We start from the raw sequence: 16,745 nt of genomic DNA on the forward strand, positions 1-16,745 counted from the left end.
ATAGTGATTTTTTTGTTATATAGGTTCATATAATTTTTATTTCTTGGGGCATAATAATTTTATTAATCAGAAAAGTGAGGAGAGGATTACATGCTCTATGGATATATAACTATATTAGCAGTAATTGGAGTAGCTATACTTTATATGTTATTAAGAGGCAGAGGAGAAGAAGACCATAATTTAATGGAGGATGTTCCTAGTATAAGTATAAATAAAGAAAGTTTAGAAAAGCATGCTTTTCAGATATCACAATATTTTTCTACCATTACGAGGAAGTCCAATTGTAGAAGAAAATTAATTAAAAGCTTAGACAATAGTTATGGTCAGATAATTAAGACTTATGAATATTTAGATAAGCAGGTTAAACAAAGAAAAGAAATTCTGCCAGCAGCTGAATGGATGATAGATAATTTATATTTAATTGAAAGAGAATATAAGGACATAAAACATAATATGCCAATGTCATATTATAAGGGGCTTCCGGTAATTAAAAAAGGGATAATGAAGGGATATGCTAGGTGTTATCACATAGCAGTAGAACTTATTTCTCATACAGATGGAGCCGTAGATGAAGAGATTATAGAAACCTTTATAAAGGCATATCAAAAAAATTCTGTTCTTACTACAGGAGAGCTTTGGGCTTTACCTATTATGATAAGGATAGCTTTAATTCAAAATATAAGTAAGATAGCAGAAAAAATAATTTATGCACAACAAGAAAAGCAAAAGGCAGAAACTTTAGCTGAGAAAATTATAGAGGCATATAATAATGAAAGACTTGAGGATGAACTTAGAAGGATATCCTTAGAGGAAAATATAGAGTATAGTTCACATTTTGTGGAAAGATTACTTAAGGTTGTTAGAGATAATGGTGTAGATAGAGCACCATTTTATAAATGGATAGATGATAGGTTAATTTTGCAGCAAACTACTGCTGACAAGATGATAATTGTTGAGCATCAAAAGCAAGGAAGTTATCAGATATCAATGGGGAATTCAGTTACTAGTATAAGAGCAGTAGCTGCAATAAATTGGAGAGACATATTCGAAGAAATAAGTATGGTGGAGAAAATATTGCAAAATGATCCAGCTAATATTTATTGTAATATGGATTTTGAATCTAGAGACCACTATAGACATAAGATAGAAAAATTATCAAAAACCATAGATGTAGATGAGGTTGTTATAGCACAAAAAGCTATTGAGTGTGCAAAAAATGCTGATAGTGATGAAGCTTATATAAGACATATAGGTTATTACCTTATAGATGATGGTATAAGTAAATTGAAAAAAGTAGTTGGTGGAAAAAGAAGTATAAAGGATGGTTTTGAAGGTTTTATATTTAATCATAAAACTGCCCTCTACTTATGTACGATAACTGTTGTCACTATTTTATTAAGCTTTATATCTATAGGAATGGTAAAGAATTCTCTAAATCCTATTACTTATGTAGTAGCTTTTTTAGTACTTCTTATACCTTGCAGTGAGATAGTTATTTCTATATTACATTGGAGTATAAATAAATTATTAGATCCTAAATTTATTCCTAAAATGGAGCTATCAAAGGAATTACCAGAGGATTGCACATCCATGGTTGTAATTCCAACTCTATTAAGTAATAAAGATAGAGTTTTGGATTTGATAGGAGATTTGGAGGTATATTATCTTGCAAATCAACATAAAAACCTATACTTTGGGCTTTTAGGAGATTTTAAGGACGGTAAAAATAAAGAAGAAAAAGAAGATAAACACATATTAGAAGTAGCTTTAAATGAAGTGAAAAGATTAAATGATAAATACTCAAATAATGGCGAAGATATATTTTATTTCTTTAACAGATATAGACAATATAACGACAAGGAAAATATATGGATTGGATGGGAAAGAAAACGTGGTAAGCTTATGGAGTTTAATGCTCTACTAAGAGGAGCAAAAAACACAAGTTATGATACTATAAGCGGAGATATTACAAAACTTCAAAAAGTTAAGTATGTAATAACTTTAGACGCAGATACTCAATTACCTAGAGAAACTGCAAAAAAACTTATAGGGGCTATGTGCCATGTACTTAATAAACCTCATGTTGATGAAAAAGATAAAAGGGTTAAAAGAGGATATGGCTTAATGCAGCCTAGAGTAAGCGTTGGTACTATTGCAGCAAATAAAACTGTTTTTTCAAAGATTTTCTCAGGGGAAACAGGAATAGATAAATATACTACAGCTATATCAGATGTATATAATGATTTTTTTGGCGAGGGCATTTTTACAGGGAAAGGAATTTATGATGTAGATATTTTTAACTATATGCTTAAAGATGAAATTCCAGAAAACACAGTGCTTAGTCATGATTTATTAGAAGGTTCTTATGTAAGGACAGCATTAGTTACAGATATAGAGCTTATAGATGGATACCCGGCTTATTATAATTCGAGTTCTATGAGACTTCATAGATGGGTAAGAGGAGATTGGCAGATTATTAAATGGATTACTAAAAAGTCTCCTTTAAACACTGTTTCTAGGTGGAAGATATTTGATAACTTAAGGAGAAGTATTTTAGCACCATCGATTATTTTATTGACACTATTATCTTTTGTTATATTTCCTCATAGTGAAGAATGGATTGTAATAGCTTTATTAGCTATTTTATGTCCTATTCTTTTTGATGTGTCAGAGGCAGTAGTTTCACCTATTAAGGGAATAAGTTTATCAGGAAAAATAGGAAATGGGAAAACAGCATTAGAACAAACTTTATTAATTTTTTGCTTTTTACCTTATCAAGCTTATTTAATGATGAATGCCATAATAAAAACTTTATATAGAGTTTTTATTAGCAAAAAAAATCTTCTTGAATGGCAAACAGCAGCAGATGTGGAGTCAAAGCTTAAGAGGGGAATGAAGGATTTTATTTCATTTATGTGGCAAGGTTCCGCTATAGCCCTATTAATTTTAGCGGTTTCTTTCTTAAATTCCACAGAAGCGGGGTTATTAATACTTCCTTCATGTATTTTATGGTTTTTAAGTCCAGTAGTCGCTTATTATATTAGTAGTGATATACCGTTAACTCGTCTAGATATAAATAAGGAAGATACTCATTTATTAAGAATTTTAAGCAGAAAGACATGGGCATATTTTGAGGATTTTGTTAATAAGGAAAACAACTGGTTAGCACCTGATAATTATCAGGCTGATCCTCCAAATGGAGTAGCCACAAGAACTTCACCTACTAACATGGGAATGGGTATCACATCTAATTTAGCGGCCTATGACTTAGGATATATAGGGGTAGTAGAAACTGTAGATAGATTAGAAAAAATACTAACCAGCATGGATGGGCTTATAAAATATAAAGGACACTTTTATAATTGGTATGACACTGTAAGTAAAGAACCTTTATATCCAAGGTATGTTTCTACAGTTGATAGTGGAAATCTAGTAGGATATTTATGGGTGGCTGAGGAAGCCCTTGAAGAATATAAAAATGATATTATAGTTAATAAAAAGAAGATAGATGGATTATGCGATGTTTTAGAGTTATGCAACGAAGAAATAGAGTTAACCTCAGGAATAAAAGAAATCTACTCACCTATAATAAGTGATATTAGAGAAGTAGATTTAGATATTATAAGTTGGAGAAATCTTTTAACTAATATAAGAAATAAAGCCTTAGAAGTTGATAAGATTGATGGCTGTAGAAACTTGTATTGGAACAATAAGTTAAAAAGTTCTGTAAATAAGTATTTAGGAGAAATACAAAGGATATTCCCTTGGGTAGATATATTTATACAAAACATATCTTCAATAGATATGAAAGAAGAGGAGCTTAAAAAGATTCCTTCTAATACTAAGTTATCAGAATTAAATAATAAAATAGATGAAGTTATTTCAGGTACCCATATAAATGAAGTTTGGTGGGAAGAGTTTAAACTTCTTTTTAATAACGGAAAAGAAGAAGTAAATAAAATAATCAATAAAATCAATAGAGTAAAAGATAATTTATGCAGTATGGCAGAGAATACTGATTTCTCAATTTTATATAATAAAAGCAGAAATCTCTTTGCTATAGGATATGACATAGAGAGAGATGAGCTTGGAAATTCTTATTATGACTTACTTGCATCAGAATCAAGGCAAGCAAGTTTTATAGCAGTAGCCAAAGGTGATGTGGAGCAAAGACACTGGTTTAGTTTAGGAAGAGCAATGACTCTTATGGATAGTGGAAAAGGTCTTGTTTCTTGGTCTGGAACTATGTTTGAATACTACATGCCCCTACTTATTATGAGAAACTATCCAGATACTCTGTTAAATGAGACTTATAGAGAAGTAATAGGTGTTCAGCAGCGTTACGGAAGGAAAAGAGGGGTGCCTTGGGGAATATCAGAGTCAGCATTTTATACATTTGATATCTCAAAAAATTATCAATATAAAGCTTTTGGAGTTCCAAGTATAGGCCTAAAAAGAGGGTTAGCAAACGAGTTAGTAGTATCTCCATATTCCACAGTAATGGGACTTCAAATAGATTTTAAAGGTTCTTTAGAGAATATAAAAAATCTAAAAAATGAAGGACTAGATGGGAAATATGGTTTATATGAAGCTATTGATTATACAAAGGATAGATTATCTAAAGATGTAAATAAGGCCATAGTTAAATGCTTTATGGTTCATCATCAAGGCATGAGCTTAATGGCTTTAACCAATGTATTAAATCATAATATTTTTCAAGATAGATTCCACAGAATACCAAGGGTTAAGGCTACTGAACTATTGCTACAAGAGAAGGTATCTAAGAGAGTTGTATATGATAGACCACAAAAATTTGAACCTATAGAATTAAACTTAGAAAAACAAGATATTGTAGTAAGAACCTTTAATACTGCTAAGAGTAAGTATCCAGAGGGTCATCTTTTATCAAATGGTAATTATTCAACCATGATAACTAATAGTGGAAGTGGATACGGCAAGCTAAAAGATATGACTGTTTACAGATGGAGAGAAGATCTTACTTTAGATAATACAGGAATGTTCTTTTATATAAAGAATTTAAACTCTAATGAGTATTGGAGCGCAGCTTATTCACCATGTGGGAATGAAGGAGAAGAGTATGAGGTTATATTCTCTCTGGATAAAGCTGAGTTTAGGAGAAAAGATGGAAATCTTACAACTTATTATGAAATAACTGTGTCTCAAGAGGACAATGCAGAAGTAAGAAGAATATCCATAACTAATCATAGTGAACATAGCAGAACTGTGGAGGTAACTAGTTATGCTGAAGCTACGCTTGCACCTTATAATGCAGATATAGTTCATCCAACATTTAGTAACTTATTTATAAGAACTGAATATGTTGAAAGTCCTTCTTGTGTAATAGCTAATAGAAGACCAAGAGCTAAAGGACAAAAGAAGCCTCATGTTATGCAGACTATAGCAGTTCAAGGAGAAGCTATAGGAACCATACAATATGAAACTAGCAGAGCTAATTTTTTAGGTAGAGGAAGAGCCGTATCAAGTCCTATAGTTATGGATGATGAAACACCACTTAAAAATACAGTAGGTGCAGTACTGGATCCTATAATAAGCATGAGAAGAAGATTAAAAATAAGACCAGGTGAAACAGTAAAAATAGCTTATACAACAGCAGTTGGTGATTCTAGAGAAGAAGTTATAGAATTAGCAAAAAAGTATTGTGAAATGAGGAATGTTGAAAAGGTATTTGAATCTTCTTGGACTCAGACACAAATGGAAATGAAATATTTAGGAATAAAGTCTACACAAGCAAATATATATCAGCTTATGGCTTCAAAGATATTATTCTTAAATAACTCTCTACGAGAAAGAGAAGATTATATTAAAAAGATTAAGAAAGCTCAATCATCCTTATGGCCTTATGGTATATCGGGAGACGTACCTATACTTCTAATCATAATAAGAGATGAGAAGGATTTGTATTTAATAAAGCAAGGACTTCAAGCTCATGAATATTGGGATAGAAAAGGACTTAAAGTAGATTTTGTAGTATTGAATCTACAAAACACTCTATATATTCAACCCCTACAAGAAGCTATAAAGGATATTGTTAATTCAAGCTATGCAAGGGATAGACAAAATATTCAAGGAGGAGTGTTCCTACATAGCAAAGGAAGTATGGCTCAGGATGATATAGAATTTTTAATATCAATAGCAAGATTTGTTATAGATGGAGATAAGGGAAGTTTAATAGAACAAATAGAACTAGTAAGTGAAGAGGAAGAAAATATAGAATATTTATCTGTAAAAGAAAAAGACTATGGAAATATTCCCTATTCATACCCAAGCAAAAATCTAGATTACTATAATGGAGTAGGTGGGTTCGACACAGAAAATGACGAGTATGTAATAATACTTAAAGACAATAAAACTACTCCGGCACCTTGGATTAATGTAGTGTCTAATGGAGACTTTGGGTTCCATATATCAGAAAGTGGAAGCAGCTACACCTGGTATAAAAATAGTAGAGAAAATAAGATAAGTACTTGGTCAAACGATCCTATAACAGATCCATTAACAGAAGGATTATATATAAGAGATGAGATTACAGGAAAGGTATGGGGAATATCCGCAAGACCACTTAGAGATAAGGGCGAATATATAGCTGAACATGGTTTTGGATACTCTAGGTTTAAACATTTCTCACAAGGAATATTAGGAGAAATGACTACTTTCTGCCCTATGGATGAAAGTGTAAGAGTGGAGATAGTAAAGTTAAAAAATCATACTAATGAAGAGAGAAAATTATCATTAACCTATTATTCAGAACTATCATTAGGAGTAGTGCCTCAGCAGACTGTTCAATATATATCAACATATTTAGAGGAAGACTTTATATATGGCCAAAACCCTTATAGTGAGCACTTTGGAAAAGCATTTGCATATCTTACTATATTAGGTGGAGAAGATAGAAGCTTTACTGGAAATAGAAGCGAATTTTTAGGAAGAGGAGGAAACGTTGAGGAACCTGAAGCGCTAAAGAAAGTTAGGTTATCAAATGTTACTGGAGCTGGATACGACCCTTGTTTAGCATGTAATACTAAGATTTCATTAAAACCAGATGAAGAAATTGAATTAGTAGTATTATTTGGTCAAAAAGAAGGAATAGAAAATATAAAAGCTGTAATTAATAGATTTAAAGATATTAGTTATGCTGATAACTTGTTAGTAGAGGTTAAGAATTTCTGGAGGGATTTACTTCATAGAGTTCAAGTTAAAACGCCAGATAAAACCATGGATATTATGCTTAACGGATGGCTTATGTACCAAACTCTCGCTTGTAGGTATTGGGCTAGAACTGCATTTTATCAATCTGGTGGAGCTATGGGATTTAGAGATCAACTTCAAGATGTTATGTCCATAGGATTTTTAGATTCAAGCTTTACTAAGGAACAAATAATACGAAGTGCAACAAGGCAATTTGTAGAAGGTGATGTTCAGCATTGGTGGCATCCAGTTGTCAATAGTGGTATAAGAACAAGATTTTCTGATGACTTGTTATGGCTTCCTTATGTAACTATAGATTACATAAAAAACACTGGAGATTACAGTATATTAGATGAAGAAGCAGTATATCTTGAAGATGAACCATTAAGAGAAGGAGAAGATGAAAGATATAAGGTCACTCCAGAATCAGATAAAAAAGGAAGCATATATGAACATTGTATAAGAGCTATAGAAATTTCTTTAAGATTTGGGGAACACAATATTCCACTTATGGGAAGTGGAGACTGGAATGATGGTATGAGTACTGTAGGAAACGAAGGAAAAGGAGAAAGCGTATGGCTTGGATGGTTCCTATACAGCATACTAGATAACTTTAAAGAAATTTGTAAACATAGAAATGATGAAGAAAAATTCACCCGTTATGAGGAAATGAGAGACTTTATAGGAGAAAATCTAGAGAAAAATGCTTGGGATGGAGGCTGGTATAGAAGGGCCTACTTTGACGATGGAACGCCTCTTGGTTCTATAGAAAATGATGAATGTCAAATAGATTCTTTATCTCAATCTTGGGCAGTTATATCTGGAGCAGGAAGAAAAGAGCGTGTAGAAGAAGCAATGCGTGCCTTAGAAAAGTACTTAATCAAAGAAGATAAAGGAATAGTGCTTCTACTTACACCACCTTTTAATAATTCTAAGTTAGAACCTGGATACATAAAAGGTTATATTGCTGGAGTTAGAGAAAATGGAGGGCAATATACCCATGCAGCTACTTGGGTAATATTAGCTATGGCGAAGTTAGGTTATGGATATAAGGCATGGAAAACCTTCCATATGATAAATCCTATAAACCATTCAAAATCTCATCTAGAATGTGAAAGATACAAAGTAGAACCTTACGTAATGACCGCAGATGTATATGGTGCAGAAGGTCATGAAGGAAGAGGAGGCTGGAGCTGGTATACTGGAACTTCTGGATGGATGTTTAGAGTAGGTATTGAAGGAATCCTTGGGCTTAAGCTAAAAGGAGATAAGGGATTTACTATAGAACCAGCTGTTCCAGATGAATGGAATGAATATGAGATTAACTACAGAAAAGACAAATGCGCCTATAACATTAAAGTTGTTAGAGGGGAAAAGAAAGAAATTTATCTTGATGGTAAACTATTAGAGGATAATCTAGTTCCATATTTGGAGGATGGAGAACACTTAGTTAAAGTAATTATATAATGAGAAGAGATCATTGTGATAAATTATTGCAATGGTCTCTTTTTGTATACACACATCTATACTGTAGGAGCGGTTCTTAGCTCCATTAAATGCCTTTACTACAGAGTCATCTTTAATCAATTTAAATTTTTCAAAAATGAATGAATTTTCTTTTTTCACTGATAATATTTTATTTCCATATAAGGTTAAATTTAAATAGTAAATATTCATGTATAACATCTCTTATTTAATACGTAATACTAAACTTTTTAATACAATTATAACAAATACTTTGCATAACTAACTTCCGTTTAACTTAGAAAACGGAAGTTACTTTTTCAATTTACGAAAAATAAATTTTAATGACATAATATTGGTGTTTTATGTAAAAAAAATATATTTTTATACATTTACTGTGTTATTATGGATAAGTAATCTATTAAAAAGGGGGGAGAAAAATGAATAAAATTGTAGGGCTAATTGGCTGTTCATTACAAGCAGCTGGTGTTATCCTAAGTGTTCTTGACGTTGCTACTTGGATATCTGTATTAGTATCCCTAACTGGTATTGGAGCTGCAGCAGGTGCGGTTGTTATATCATATAGGGCTGCTATTATGGCTGTGGCCAAAGCAGCTGGAAAAGAAGCTGCTAAAGCAATGTAAGTAACATAAAAACAGATATGATAATATGATATTTTAATATACCATATTATCATATTATTATGTGAATTCGAGTATATTACCACAAATATGAGGTGGTTTTAATTTATAATATAAAGATAAAACTTGTTAAAAACAAATAGCAACTATACACTACTTGGATTATAGTTTTGTTTCATATTATTAAGAAACAGTAGAAGGATAATGTATAATTTGTAATAAACTAGACTACTAATTATATAAATATTAGGTTAACAAGAGGAATTTAGATTATGAAAAAGATAGTGCTAAAAAACGAAAAACTCGTATATTATGTGGGGATTATATTGCTAATATGTTTGTGTATAATTTTCTCACTACATGACTTTGAAAATATACTAAATGATAATATGGATTTATTACAAACAAATACAACTATACTAAACTCTAATATGAGTTTTATAAAAATTATTACGGTTATCTCACAAATATTAGCTGGATTTTTTTCAGTGTTTATTGATGCAATAATTGCGTACTTTGTTACATTATTAGTCTATAAAAAGAAAATAAGAATTAAAGTATTTAAATTACCAATGGTATATGGAACAATTGTTGCAATGATTGTAAATAGAATAACGATGTTTTCTGTTAGTAATTTCCAATTAAGTACGTTAAAAAGAGTGAATCTTCTTCCATTTGGGTTAGTAGCAAAGGGAATAATAATATACGTATTACTAATAAATATAATAGAGGAAAAAATCAGCAAAAGAAAAGTTATTTTAATAGTTTTTATATTTTCGCTTATTTCATATTTGTTTACATTGGTAAACGTGTTTAGCATTAATTAAGTTAAAGGAGACCGTAGATTATGATGAGAAAAGAGCAAAAAAAGATATTTATAGGAATTGCAATTATAGCAACTATATCAATTTTAATTGGTATAGGAAATATAGTGTATTCTCTATTTTTGAAATAATGAATAAGGATTTAAATATGAGAAGTCTAAAAATATATAGAGTATTATTAAGAAAAGCTCAAAAAAGAGAGACGGAGCAGAATATTAGAATATCTATGAGATTTTTTATTAATTTATTCCATGAAGAAGATAAAGAATCGATAATAAAAACATTATATTATGCATGGTGTTTTTCAAATGCATTAGGTAAGTTATTTTTATTTGGATTATTTTTTATTATTAATTCTAAACTGGGAACGGGGATAATAACAGTAATTATTTCTACAGCCGTGTGTCAATTAATTATTATGATAAATTATAAAAAAGCTAACTTAAACTATAAAAAGACGGAACTAGAGTTTTTTTGTAGCACTTTAAAAATAAGTAACTCAAAAAAAATTGTTACTATTCTATTAGAATATTTTGAAAGTGATTTTTTGTTATATATTATAATTTACTATACTTCTACATTAATTTATCAAGTTTATCAAAGTGAAAATATTTTACTTGCGTTTATCAATTGTACAATGTTATTAGTAATATTAAGTGGTATTAACTTGTATTTTATTTGTAGCAAAATATTAAAATGTAAATTAATAAATTTGCTTCAAGTGAGCAAGATATTTTTTGAAAATATTGCTATTAAAAATGAAGAAAGTATTAAGTTACAACAGAAAAATCAATCTTCGATAAGATTGGTTATTGAAAATCAGTTTCAATATTATAATTTAAATAGAAGTAATAAAATATTTGTAACATTTATTGCAGGTTCATTAATAATATTATCTTTTTTACGTTATTTTTTAAATATTAATCAGAACTACATAAATATTGTTTTATTTTCGTTTTATCCAACTCTACTCAATATGGTATTTATAAAGATTTTATCAGAGTCTTTATTAACAGATGATATAACAACTGCAAATTTCTATTTTATAAAAAGATATACTGCTAAAAGATATTTTATGAATAGTACATTTATAAATTTAATTCAGTATACAAAACTAATCCCTATTACGTGGTCTATTATAAATATTATAACTAACAGATTTTCTTGGACTAGTATTGTATTTGCTAGTTTAAGCATATTCCAATGGGTTGGAGTTTGTTTAATTGAAACCAAGAGGTGCTATAATTATGAAAAGTATGATTTTGATGATATTAAACTAAATATACAATCATTAATGATGACAAATTTGTTTGAAGATTATTGTATACTAGGGTTGCCAGTAATAGGATGTAGCTTTTCTATATTAACTCTATATAAAACAAATAGTATAAATGAATTTACTTTGTATATGAGTATTTATACAATTATTATTTTATTATATTCAGTATTTAAATACTTTAGAGAAATGGAGTGTAGAGGTGTACGTTATAAGTAATATTACAAAAAAATATGATGATAAGACAGTATTTGAAAATATTTCATTTAATTTACCAGAAAAATCAGTTATATCCTTAATTGGAAATAATGGTGTTGGTAAGACTACATTATTAAATATACTAAGTGGCATTATTAGATTTAAAGGCAATGTAGAATACAATGGGATTACATTAAAAGATAACTATATAGAATATATGAAAAATGTGGTTTTAATTTCAAACAATAGCTTTTTATACGAATATCTTACATTAGATGAACATGTTAAGCTAGCATTTTCTTTATCTGAAAATCTGAATAGAGAAGAATTTGACATGATGTTAAATAAACTAATTCAAGTACTTAATGTTGAGGAATACAAGAATATAATTGTTAAAAATTTATCTTTGGGAACAAGACAAAAGGTATTAATAATAATTAGTATGTTAGCAATGCCAAAAGTTATCTTATTTGATGAACCATTTGTTAATTTAGATCAGTCATCTGTTGATAAACTATTGACTTTTTTAAATGATTATAATAATAAAAATAACTCTATCATAATATTTTCAACCCATTCTAAAGATAGAAGATTATTAGAATTTACAACTCATATATTAGAAATAATCGATAGTAAGACAGTAATTCTAAAGGGAGTAAATAGATAGTATGAAAAAGAATGGAAAGAAATTTATAAGTGTTTTTATATGTTTATTGTTATTTTCATTTGTCTGCTTTGCAATTGGCTATTCTATGAATATAGATATTAATAGCAACCCTAATTTATCACTAGGATTTTGGGACGTATTGTCTAATAACCTAAAGGTTAACATAATGGCTATTTTATATGCTATTTTATCAGTTGGGATATACTCACTAATTTATTTAGCAAAAGAAATGTTCTTTTTAGGAGTCATTATTAAATCATTAAAAAACACGCATTCACTATTTTATGCAATTTCATTTATTGGTTGCCACGGAATTATTGAAATCCCTTCAATGGTTTTATCTGGAACTATAGGTATATATGTGTGGATCAATATTATTGCATATTTAAAAAAGAAAGAATTTGACTTTAAGTTTACTATAACAATGTTTGTGGTATTACTTTCTATGATACTTATTGCTGCGATGGTGGAGACTACTATAACTCCGTGGTTTTTGAAAAAATATGTGATTTAGGGGGATGAGAGGTGTGAAGTGGATTGGATGTTGATTTGATAAACGTAGATAAGATAATAAAAAATCATAAAATTATTAACAATATTAGTTTGAGTATAAAGTCAGGAGAGGTAGTAGGTTTAATTGGACCAAATGGAGCAGGTAAAACTACGCTCATGAAGATGATCTGTGGATTAAGTAGCATAAGTAATGGAAAGATATTGTTTAACGGTGAAAGATTAAATAAGTATCACAATAAGGATAAATTCCCCGTAGGAGCATTAATTGAAAATCCTGCAGCATATTCAAATTTATCAGGCATTAAAAATGTGGAAATTTCAGCTAGAGCAAAAGGAATTAAAAAAGAAGAATTGAAGGATATATTTGATAGCTTAATATATGAGTCAGGTCTTGGTTCAAATATTTATAAAAAAGTCAAAACATATTCATTGGGAATGAAACAACGACTAGGCATAGCAATGAGTATGATTGGAAACCCACAAATTTTATTATTGGACGAACCTATAAATGGACTAGATCCAGATGGAATTCAATATATAAGAGAGCTAATACCCAGACTATCAAATGATAACATAACAGTTATTGTTTCAAGTCATATATTAAGTGAACTAAATATAGTTTGTAGTAAATTTTTCTTTGTCAAAAAAGGTGAAATTATTGGAAGTATGTTAAAGGAAGAATTAAGTCAGTTAAATGTTGATAAAGTTTATAAAAAGATGATGAGTAATGAGGTGGAAAATGGGAAGTTTGTATGATCTCATTATTTGCGAAATAAAGAAATGTGTAACAATTAGAAATGTAGGAGCAATTATTTTTTTAATTTCTTGTGTTATGGTCATCTATTCTTTCGCATTTGATAGAATACCAATAAGTACATGGAAAGAATCTTCTATGGAATTAAGAAAATACCAAGTTGAAACTATAGATAAAATGAATAAATTGAAAACCTTGTCTACTGATGAGGAAGCCTCATTAGAATATAAGCAGGTAACAGAGATTTGTAATAATATAGTTAAAAAAATTGATTATTGTCTTGAAAATGATATTCCATATAACCCTTCGAATGTGTGGTTTTTTCTTTCGAGGATAGATAAGTTAGGAATGGGAATAGTTATTTTAGCAGTAGTACTTTCGGCAAGAGTATTAGGAATTGAAAATGAGAATTTTACATGGAAAAACATGTTTATAAGTGGTAATAGTAGGACTAAATTAATATTTGCAAAAGTTATTTTTTCGTTGTTAATATCTATAGGAATCTTTTTGGCATGTGCTTTCATTGCTTTTTTAGTAGGATTTTTTAGATTTGGATTTAATGGGAATGATATTTTAATAATTAATATTATTAATGATAAAATTGCAAGCGAAAATATGATTATTAATTTTATTTATTTTAATTTTATCTCAATAATTAAGTCAATTTTTTATATTTCTTTGTTAATGTGTATAGGTGCAATTTTAGATAAGGACAGAATTTCTACTGTAGCAATAGTATGTCTAGTAATAGGGAATAATGGGATAAAGGATAGTGTAGCACAGTATAGATTATCAGAATTACTTCCTTTTAAATATTTAGCATATACAATAAATGATATGAAAGTAGTAAATAATATCGTTCAATTTTTTACGGTTTTAATATTGTTTTCAATCTTGTTTTATCTTATTTCAATATATATTTATAAAACTAAGGATTATTAAATAAATGTAAAAATTTAAGTGAATAGATAACAAGTCCTATAATTACAGAAGATTATTAATATAATACTGTATTGCTGGAGTTAGAGAAAATGGAGGGCAATATACCCATGCAGCTACTTGGGTAATATTAGCTATGGCGAAGTTAGGTTATGGATATAAGGCATGGAAAACCTTCCATATGATAAATCCTATAAACCATTCAAAATCTCATCTAGAATGTGAAAGATACAAAGTAGAACCTTACGTAATGACCGCAGATGTATATGGTGCAGAAGGTCATGAAGGAAGAGGAGGCTGGAGCTGGTATACTGGAACTTCTGGATGGATGTTTAGAGTAGGTATTGAAGGAATCCTTGGGCTTAAGCTAAAAGGAGATAAGGGATTCACTATAGAACCAGCTGTTCCAGATGAATGGAATGAATATGAGATTAACTACAGAAAAGATAAATGCTCCTATAACATTAAGTTTGTTAGAGGGGAAAAGAAAGAAATTTATCTTGATGGTAAACTATTAGAGGATAATCTAGTTCCATATTTAGAAGATGGAGAACACTTGGTTAAAGTGGTTATCTGATTAAAAGAGACTATTGTAATTAGTTATTACAATGGTCTCTTTTTGTATGCACATCTATCCTGTAGACGCGTTCCCCAGCGTCATTAGATTCCTTATATCAACTTAATTAAATTCCTTATCTTTTTCAGCGTCAGGCTAATCCTTTTACTTATTAAGAACAAAGTAGGCGTTTTTTAAAAAAGCCTTGCTAATAAATTAAGGCAAAGTCAAAATCCATATTGAACAATAGAAGAATAGAAAAATATTTTTATAAAAGATGAATAATGAGTAGGAAGAAAAGCAGACTACCGAGTGTCAAAGTGTCAAAGTGTCAAAGTGTCAAAGTGTCAAAGTGTCAAAGTGTCAAAGTGTCAAAGTGTCAAAGTGGCGTTATGTCGTACTTAGAAGGAATCTAATGAAGCTCTTGAAAAGAAGAGTTTTTACAGAATATAAGTTGACAGATTTACCTATATATAGCCGTATATATATATGAAGGGGGTAGAGGAAAATGAGAAAATTAAGATCAGTATTTATTACATTACTTTCAGTCATAATTTTAACAGCTTCACTAGTTGGTTGTGAAAGTAAAAAGAATGATGTTCCAACAGTTCAAGGGTTATTTTATAAAGTAGAAAAGGATGGGAACTATTTATATCTTGGAGGTTCTGTTCACGTAGGAAAAGAAGTTAAATTTATAGATTCAGTAGAAAAAGCTTATAAGGAATCAGATGGATTAGGAGTTGAAATAAACATACAAGATAAGAAATTAAGTGAAGCACTTAATAAAGAAATGATGTATCCAGAGGGAGATAATTTATTAAATCATATTACTCCAGAAACTAAAGATAAAATAGAAAAGATAGTTTCGGAATTAGGATTAAAACTAGACTATAAACAATATAAATTATGGGCTCTTCAATCCGTAATAACTAATGCAATAGCAAATAAAGCAGAACTCAGTGCTTATAATGGAATAGACTATAAATTTATAACTAAGGCTACTGTAGATAAGAAGCCTGTTATATCTTTAGAAAATGTAGATATTCAACTTAAGGCAATAAATGCTGGGGGAGATGAGTTGCAAAGTGAAGTTATTAATAATTTACCGGAAATAGAAGAGCAACAAAAAGCATTAGGAAAAATGTATGAGGCGGTGATTAATGGAGATATACCTCAGATAGAGAAATATACTTCTACAATTAATTCTGGCAGCGAACTATCTAGGGAATCTTATAATTATATGGCGGTTGAAAGAAATAAGAATATGATCTCTAAGATAGAAGGATTTATATCAGAAAACAAAAAATACTTTATAGTAGTTGGAGCTGGTCACTTAGTTGGAGAAGATGGAATTATTAGAGCCTTAGAAGATAAAGGTTACTCAATTACTAGACTAGAATAATAAATAAAGGAGTTTCTATTAGGAATGAACTGATAGAGGCTCCTTTTAATTAAATAATAGTTTATTTGTTCTAATAAGCTAACTACTTTGTACTAACAAAATATTCTTATAGGTAACAAAACAAAATACGTTAGCATAAACCCCTATAAAAATACAGCGGCTCGGTAGGAGCCGTCTGTATTTTTATAGAGAAAGCAAGAAAAGAAGAAAGCAAGAAAAGAAGAAAGCAAGAAAAGAAGAAAGCAAGAAAAGAAGAAAGCAAGAAAAGAAGAAAGCAAGAAAAG

The 16,745-nt window shown here is 29.6% G+C and carries 9 protein-coding genes and 1 pseudogene; all 10 read left to right on the forward strand.

What is annotated here, in order from left to right; translation table 11 throughout:
- Window positions 1-90 precede the first annotated feature (90 nt).
- The 10 genes and pseudogenes from BUA92_RS09770 to BUA92_RS09820 all read left to right on the forward strand — a co-directional run bounded on the left by BUA92_RS09770 (window position 91) and on the right by BUA92_RS09820 (window position 16,461).
- Entirely contained in the window at window positions 91-8,694 is an 8,604-nt protein-coding gene (locus BUA92_RS09770) for a glycoside hydrolase family 94 protein (protein ID WP_073019108.1), read from the forward strand.
- A 437-nt stretch (window positions 8,695-9,131) separates the two neighbouring features.
- Window positions 9,132-9,335, forward strand: coding sequence for a hypothetical protein (locus BUA92_RS09780; RefSeq protein ID WP_073019112.1), 204 nt, complete (start codon window positions 9,132-9,134; stop codon window positions 9,333-9,335).
- A gap of 269 nt (window positions 9,336-9,604) precedes the next feature.
- Entirely contained in the window at window positions 9,605-10,159 is a 555-nt protein-coding gene (locus BUA92_RS09785) for a hypothetical protein (RefSeq protein ID WP_073019114.1), read from the forward strand.
- Between the two features lie 127 nt (window positions 10,160-10,286).
- A complete protein-coding gene (locus BUA92_RS09790) occupies window positions 10,287-11,651 on the forward strand; it encodes a hypothetical protein (protein WP_073019116.1) in 1,365 nt (454 codons plus the stop codon).
- Window positions 11,635-12,297 carry an ATP-binding cassette domain-containing protein gene (locus tag BUA92_RS09795; protein WP_073019118.1) on the forward strand — a complete coding sequence of 221 codons (663 nt, stop codon included), beginning with the start codon at window positions 11,635-11,637 and terminating at the stop codon, window positions 12,295-12,297. Before BUA92_RS09790 ends, BUA92_RS09795 begins: the two co-directional genes overlap by 17 nt.
- 1 nt (window position 12,298) lies before the next feature.
- Window positions 12,299-12,811, forward strand: coding sequence for a stage II sporulation protein M (locus BUA92_RS09800; RefSeq protein ID WP_073019120.1), 513 nt, complete (start codon window positions 12,299-12,301; stop codon window positions 12,809-12,811).
- A gap of 23 nt (window positions 12,812-12,834) precedes the next feature.
- Window positions 12,835-13,566: an ABC transporter ATP-binding protein gene (locus BUA92_RS09805; protein WP_073019123.1), complete on the forward strand. Its 732-nt coding sequence runs from the start codon at window positions 12,835-12,837 to the stop codon at window positions 13,564-13,566.
- Window positions 13,550-14,506 carry an ABC transporter permease subunit gene (locus tag BUA92_RS09810; RefSeq protein ID WP_073019125.1) on the forward strand — a complete coding sequence of 319 codons (957 nt, stop codon included), beginning with the start codon at window positions 13,550-13,552 and terminating at the stop codon, window positions 14,504-14,506. The genes BUA92_RS09805 and BUA92_RS09810 overlap by 17 nt, the downstream gene beginning before the upstream one ends.
- 70 nt (window positions 14,507-14,576) lie before the next feature.
- Window positions 14,577-15,080: pseudogene (locus BUA92_RS09815) on the forward strand (GH36-type glycosyl hydrolase domain-containing protein); the annotation flags it as partial.
- Window positions 15,081-15,567: 487 nt separating this feature from the next.
- Complete coding sequence (locus BUA92_RS09820) at window positions 15,568-16,461, forward strand: TraB/GumN family protein (protein WP_073019129.1); 894 nt, start codon at window positions 15,568-15,570, stop codon at window positions 16,459-16,461.
- Window positions 16,462-16,745 lie beyond the last annotated feature (284 nt).

The sequence above is a fragment of the Clostridium intestinale DSM 6191 genome (assembly GCF_900130055.1).
In the GTDB taxonomy this organism is placed as follows: Bacteria; Bacillota; Clostridia; order Clostridiales; family Clostridiaceae; genus Clostridium_T; species Clostridium_T intestinale.